Annotated in this window: 4 protein-coding genes and 1 pseudogene; 2 read left to right on the top strand and 3 right to left on the bottom strand. The window is 66.4% G+C overall.

All coding sequences use genetic code 11. From position 1 onward, the window contains the following. Nucleotides 1-286: 286 nt before the first annotated feature. Entirely contained in the window at nucleotides 287-1,249 is a 963-nt protein-coding gene (locus ABIB14_RS18575) for a DMT family transporter (RefSeq protein ID WP_354237375.1), read from the bottom strand. On the opposite strand from ABIB14_RS18575, the gene ABIB14_RS18570 reads away from it, so the two are divergent. Beyond that, entirely contained in the window at nucleotides 1,248-2,660 is a 1,413-nt protein-coding gene (locus tag ABIB14_RS18570; protein ID WP_354237374.1) for an aminotransferase-like domain-containing protein, read from the top strand. The genes ABIB14_RS18575 and ABIB14_RS18570 overlap by 2 nt on opposite strands. Nucleotides 2,661-2,710: 50 nt before the next feature. After that, nucleotides 2,711-2,932 (top strand): annotated as a pseudogene (locus ABIB14_RS18565) (ABC transporter ATP-binding protein); the annotation flags it as partial. Between the two features lie 82 nt (nucleotides 2,933-3,014). On the opposite strand, the gene ABIB14_RS18560 reads toward ABIB14_RS18565, so the two are convergent. Continuing rightward, nucleotides 3,015-4,523 (bottom strand): catalase, encoded by a 1,509-nt coding sequence (locus ABIB14_RS18560; RefSeq protein ID WP_354237373.1) that lies wholly within the window; start codon nucleotides 4,521-4,523, stop codon nucleotides 3,015-3,017. 24 nt (nucleotides 4,524-4,547) lie between these two features. Continuing rightward, nucleotides 4,548-5,015 (bottom strand): Fur family transcriptional regulator, encoded by a 468-nt coding sequence (locus ABIB14_RS18555; protein ID WP_354237372.1) that lies wholly within the window; start codon nucleotides 5,013-5,015, stop codon nucleotides 4,548-4,550. Nucleotides 5,016-5,156: the final 141 nt, after the last annotated feature.

Below are 5,156 nucleotides of genomic sequence, written 5' to 3'. Positions count from 1 at the left end.
ACCACACCAACCGTGGCTCTGAACGACACGATCCGTGGTTTAGGGAGGTGGCTCTGACCCGCACCACACGTGGCCTCCTTGGAAGCCAATATTCAAGCCCGGCACCGACGCCGGCCGTCGACGTGATCCCGGCCCTGGTGCAGGACTTCGCTCCGGCCGTATTCCGGGTCCCGACCGTCGAGTTCCTGCGTCCGCGACCCTGGCCCACGAGATTTACAACTCTTTGCCCAACTGCAGCTGATTTACACTCCACAAAGCGTGGCGGTTTCGCAACGGCACCACGGCGCTAAGCGGAATCGCCGTACTTTATGGGACGCGCACTTTCAGCGGGGTTCAGGCGGGCGCGGACGGCAATTCCGGCGCAGAGAATCACCGCCACTCCTCCGACGATGGTGGTCCAGGTCAGGCTCTCGCCCAGCAGCAGGCCGGCCCAGCAGATACTCAGGACCGGCTGTACCAGTTGGACCTGGCTGACCTGGGCCATTGGACCGATGGCAAGGCCGCGGTACCACGCGAAGAATCCGAGGAACATGCTGACCACCCCGAGGTAGGCAAAGGCAGCCCATTGGGCGGGCGTGCCGGCCGGCGGCTGCTCAGCGATTGCGCTGACGGTCAGGAACACCATCACAGGAAATGCCAGAACGAGGGCCCAGGAGACCGTCTGCCATGCTCCGAGTTCGCGTGCCAGCAGGCCGCCCTCCGCGTAGCCGATGGCCGCGGCGGCGACAGCACCGAAGAACAGCAGGTCCGCCCAGTGCAGCTGCCCGACGCCGCCGGACTGCATGGAAGCGAAAGTGATGGCCGCCGCCGCGCCTGCCACTGTCAGGATCCAGAAAACTGCCCGGGGGCGTTCGCGGGTTCGCAGGACGGCCATGGTTGCTGTCGCTGCAGGGAGGAGGGCGATGACGACGGCGCCGTGACTGGCGGGCGCCGAGGTGAGGGCGAAGGACGTCAGTAGCGGGAATCCGATGACGATTCCGCCGGCCACCACCGCAATGCGTCCCCATTGCAGGCCGCGGGGAAAGCGTTGCCGCGTGAGAGTCAAGGCCAATATCGCAAGGATGCCCGCTATCACAGCCCGTCCGGATCCGAGGAACAACGGCGTCAGCCCGTCCACTGCCACGCGGGTGAACGGAACAGTAAAGGAGAAGGCAACGACACCTAGGAGGCCCCACCAGAGACCCGTTGGCCGCCGGGGCGGCAGTATCATTGGGGCAATAACCGCAGTAGCGCTACTATTGTCTCTCATGACAAACGATAGCAGTTCGAGGATTGCGCTTCGACTCAGGGAGTGGATTGCGACTGCGCCGGCAGGAGCGAAACTGCCGTCGACCCGTTCACTCGTGGCTCAGTATCAGGCCAGCCCGGTGACCGTCCAGCACGCGCTCAGGGCCCTCGCCGCGCAGGGGTTGATTGAGAGCCGGCCCGGAGTTGGCACGTTTGTCCGGGCCATCCGGACCGCTCGGCCCTCCGATTACGGGTGGCAGTCGGCGGCACTGCGTTCACCGCAGGCACCGGCCCGCCCGGCCCCGGCCGCGATGCGGGACACGCCGAATGACGTCATCGCCTTCCACTCCGGCTATCCGGACCGGGAACTCCTGCCCGAGCGACTGGTGCGGGCAGCCCTCACCCGCGCCTCACGAGGGGACGCAGCCGTATCGCGTCCGCCTGCGACAGGCCTGCCGGAACTCCAGTCCTGGTTCGCGCAGGAACTCCGGGCCTCCACACCTGCAGGTGTCACCCCGCCAATGCCGGGCGACGTGATCGTCCTGCCCGGATCCCAGAGCGGACTCAGCTCCATCTTCCGTGCCCTGGCGGGCAACGGGCAGCCCCTGCTCATGGAGTCTCCCACCTACTGGGGCGCCATCCTCGCTGCCGGCCAAGCCGGCGTCCGGGCCATCCCTGTGCCCAGCGGCGCAAAGGGTCCCGATACCGACGAACTGGCGCGCGCCTTCGAGGAGACAGGCGCGCGCCTGTTGTATGCCCAACCGAACTACGCGAACCCCACGGGCGCGCAATGGAGCGCTGAACGCCGCGACGAGGTGCTGGACGTCGTGCGCCGGTACGGCGCGTTCCTCGTCGAGGACGACTGGGCGCACGACTTCGGTATTACCACCAGCGCTGTGCCCGTCGCCGCGCAGGACGATTCGGGGCATGTGGTCTATCTCCGCTCGTTGACCAAGAGCGTGTCCCCGGCCATCCGCGTTGCCGCGGTCATCGCCCGGGGCCCGGCCCGCGAACGCATCGCGGCCGACCGGGTAGCCGAATCAATGTACGTCAGCGGCCTCCTCCAGGCCGCAGCACTCGACGTGGTCACGCAGCCAGCCTGGCAGACGCATCTACGCGGCCTCCGCCACCAGCTTCAATCCCGCCGTGACCTGCTCGTCGCCAGTATGCGGGAACACGCACCGCTGGCCCACCTCACCCACGTCCCCGCTGGAGGGCTGAATCTGTGGGCACGCCTGCCCGACGGGACGGACGTCGCACGGCTCATCCGGGACTGCGAAAACGCCGGCGTGATCATCGCCGACGGCGCCGAATGGTTCCCCGCGGAACCTACTGGATCGTTCATCAGGCTCAACTACTCAGGCCCAAACCCGGCCGCCTTCGCCGCCGGCGCCCGCATCCTCGGCAGCGCCCTCGGACGGAACAGCCACTAGGCCACCCGCCGTGTGCCCTCAGCGGGATCCAGGAGCGGCTGGCCGGATAGTCCGTCTACCTCGGCGAACGGGTCATCATCCCGTCCAGCTCCCCGACAGTCGTCCAGGAGGACATCCTGATCGACCTCCCGGTTGAGCGTGACCAGTTGGAGACCCGGTCCCTTCCGCGGTTCACGGAACTCCGGCACCATGTCTACGAGCAGATCCAGCTCGCCAAGAAGGGCCACCGCCCGGCGGCGGCCGGTTCTACCGCCAGCTCGACGCCGGTTTAGCCTCCGGAAGCAAACAAAACACCCCGCCACGGACAAACCGCGGCGAGGTGTTTCGTTGCTCCCAGGGAGCGGAAGCGACGTATCAGCCGACCTTGTTGGCAGCCTCGGCGTCGGAGGTACCGACACCGGCTGCGGCACCCAGGTTGGCGCGCAGTTTGGCGCCGAGCTCGGCGTCGACGTTGGTCCAGTACTGGATGGCGCGTTCCTTGATGCCGGCGTTCTTGACGCCGCTGACGGCGCCGGTGATGGTCTCCAGCAGGCGGGCCTTTTCGCCGTCGTTGAAGACCTCGCGGTACAGCGTGCCGGCCTGGCCGAAGTCGCCATCCTCAGCGCGCAGGGAGTGCGCGGAGAGCGTCAGCGCGCCGTCGTTCTCCCAGCCGCCGCCCGCAACGGACGGCTCCACGGCGGCAGGACCGCCGACGGAGTTCGGCGCGTAGACCGGAACCGACGGGGCGTTGAAGTGGAAACGACCCTGACCGTCCTGGCTGTAGTTGTTGACCTGGCTCTTGGGCAGGTTCACCGGGAGCTGGGCGTGGTTGGTGCCCACGCGGTAGCGGTGTGCGTCGGCGTAGGAGAAGATGCGGGCCTGCAGCATCTTGTCCGGCGACGCGGCGATGCCGGGCACGAAGTTTGACGGCGCAAAGGTGGCCTGCTCGATCTGGGAGAAGTAGTTCTCCGGGTTCTTGTTCAGCTCCATGGTGCCGACCTTCACCAGCGGGTAGTCGCTGTGCGGCCACACCTTGGTCAGGTCAAACGGGTTGAAGCGGTAGGTCTTGGCGTCCTCGTACGGCATCACCTGGACGTGCAGGTCCCAGGACGGGAAGTTGCCCGCAGCGATGTTCTCCTGCAGGTCGCGGATGTAGAAGTCCCCGTCTGCGCCGGCCAGTGCTTCGGCCTCGTCGCCCGTCATGGACTTGACGCCCTGATTGGACTTGAAGTGGTACTTGACCCAGAAGCGCTCGCCCGCGGCGTTGATCCACTGGTAGGTGTGCGAGCCGTAGCCCTGCATTTCACGCCAGGAGGCGGGCAGGCCGCGGTCGCCCATGAGCCAGGTGACCTGGTGGGCGGACTCGGGGGAGAGGGTCCAGAAGTCCCACTGCATGTCGGCGTCGCGCAGGTGGGTGCCCGGGAGTCGCTTCTGGCTGTGGATGAAGTCCGGGAACTTGATGCCGTCGCGGATGAAGAACACCGGGGTGTTGTTGCCGACGAGGTCGTAGTTGCCCTCGGTGGTGTAGAACTTCACGGCGAAACCGCGGGGGTCGCGCCAGGTGTCGGGGGAGCCTGCTTCGCCGGCAACCGAGGAGAAACGGATGAGCATGTCCGTCTCGGTGCCCGGCTGGAACAGCGCGGCCTTGGTGTACTTCGAGACATCGTCCGTGGTCGTGAACGTGCCAAAGGCGCCGCCGCCCTTGGCATGCACCACACGCTCCGGAACGCGCTCGCGGTTGAACTGGGCGAGCTTCTCGATCAGGTAGTGATCGGTCAGAATGATCGCGCCGTCGGCGCCGACGGTCTGGGAGTGGGCGTCGGAAGTGACGGGGGCACCGGACTGTGTCGTGGATACTGCGGGCGCAGAGATGTTCTGAGTCATCGTTCTCCTATTTCTGTTTCTAACTTAGTTTCGGTCGGCGGGAAGTTTTTGGCTGCGCTGGCAGTCCTCGCAGATGCCCTGGTACAGGACGTCGGCGATCTGGATGGTCATGGGCCGGGAACCGGCGTTCCAATGCGGGGTGAGGCACGGCGCATGGCCGACGGCGCAGTCGACGTCCTCGACGCGGCCGCAGCTGATGCAGACGGCGTGGTGGTGGTTGTCGCCCACCCGCGTCTCATACAGTGCGGGGGAATGCGGCGGTTCGAAGCGGCGAAGCATCTGCAGTTCGGTCAAGTCACCCAGGACCACATAGACGGACTGCGCCGTGAGCTCGGGCAGTTCCTCGCGGGCGGCGGCAAGGATGCCTTCCGCCGGCGAATGCGGGTGGCGTTCGACGGCGGTCAATACGGCCAGCCGCTGCTTGGTCACCCGGCGGCCGTGGGCGCGCAGGGCCGCGGCCCATGCCTCGCTGCTGCCCAGGGAATCCGTCATGGGTACATTCAAGCACTTATTTTTAGCTGTTCATAATAAGGCGCGGCTTAGCCTTGATCCACCGATCCGCGGTTGGTCCTGACTGTTTGTCAGGGGCGGCCGCGGTTCTTGGTTTCGGGCATGGCGGATTCCCGGCCTCGC

The sequence above is a fragment of the Arthrobacter sp. UYEF3 genome (genome assembly GCF_040546245.1).
In the GTDB taxonomy this organism is placed as follows: Bacteria; Actinomycetota; Actinomycetes; order Actinomycetales; family Micrococcaceae; genus Arthrobacter.
This window is presented reverse-complemented; position numbering and strand designations above follow the sequence as displayed.